This is a genomic window from Polynucleobacter sp. 35-46-11, from assembly GCF_002281105.1.
The window spans coordinates 1-1,042 of the sequence record NZ_NCFJ01000740.1 but is presented as its reverse complement, the minus strand read 5'-3'; the positions used below and the strand labels follow the sequence as shown (position 1 = coordinate 1,042).

Sequence of the window (1,042 nt, the reverse complement as noted above, 5' to 3'; positions counted from 1 at the left end):
AACTACAAACTAATCGCACAGTCAATTCCACGGTTTTCAATTCGTATGCCGCTCATTTCAACAAGTTCGACTCCTCTTTTATGTATCGAACTTCTTCGGGACTAGTCAAAGTAGATAGAGATTTGGCCGTAACTTCATAGAGGTTCCGAACACGAGTGAAGTATTGAACGTCCCCGAAGAATTCAAAGCGGTCAAGCTTTACACCAGCAATACAAAAACTGCTGATTCGTGCCCATAGGCGTGTGATGCTCAGCCAGCTCGCTGCCCAGCATCTGAAAACCATCGCCAAACTCGTGGTGCAAACTTTGATCGTCGTAGCGCACCACGTCTAAGCCGCTGCACTGCAAAGGTCCGTCTGGACCAAACGTCGCCATGAGTACATAACCGCCAGGCTTGACCGAGCGACGGACCAGCTCAACATAGGCGCGTCTAGCCGCTGGCTCGGTCAAAAAATGAAACACCGCTCTGTCATGCCACAAGTCAAACTGCTGGCCAACAAAGTCGTACTGGGTGATGTCGCCCACATGCCAGTCCACCTGCTGCGCTTGCAGCCCAAGACGCTGACGTGTGAAGTCAATAGCGGTAGCCGATATATCCAACACCGACACATCGCGATACTGTTGCTGTAACAAATCGTCCACCAATGTGGACTCTCCCCCACCTATGTCGATGATGGATGCCATGGGATCAGGACACAGCTTTTGAATCAAGCGAAGTGACTCACCCAAATGAGGGGCGTACCAACTGACCGCATCAAATGGCTTGCTGCGGTAAACGTTTTCCCAATGGTCGGATGAGTGCATGGTGTAATCCTGTTCAAAAACAATGTTGGTCAATAATATTAGACATTACTTATTTAACAAACCCGTGCTCTCACGCCTATTAAGCGGCCAACAACGCCTGATTTTTTTGACCCTCGCCATCGCATTGCACGTGGCGTTGGCCATTGGCGCGGGTCGCTATGTGTTCACGTTCAGGCAAGCACCCAAAACCCCAGAGCTAGACGCCGAGGTTTTTTTCATCAAGGACGAGCCACCGCCGC

Annotated in this window: 2 protein-coding genes; one reads left to right on the top strand and one right to left on the bottom strand. The window is 50.6% G+C overall.

Features of this window, described 5'->3' with window-relative positions; all coding sequences use genetic code 11:
* Positions 1 to 191: 191 nt before the first annotated feature.
* A complete protein-coding gene (locus tag B7Y67_RS19230) occupies positions 192 to 803 on the bottom strand; it encodes a class I SAM-dependent methyltransferase (protein WP_108360187.1) in 612 nt (203 codons plus the stop codon).
* 22 nt (positions 804 to 825) lie between these two features.
* Here B7Y67_RS19230 and B7Y67_RS19225 point away from each other — a divergent pair.
* Positions 826 to 1,042 (top strand): hypothetical protein (locus B7Y67_RS19225; RefSeq protein ID WP_293600006.1); only part of this gene is annotated, 217 nt, incomplete at its 3' end.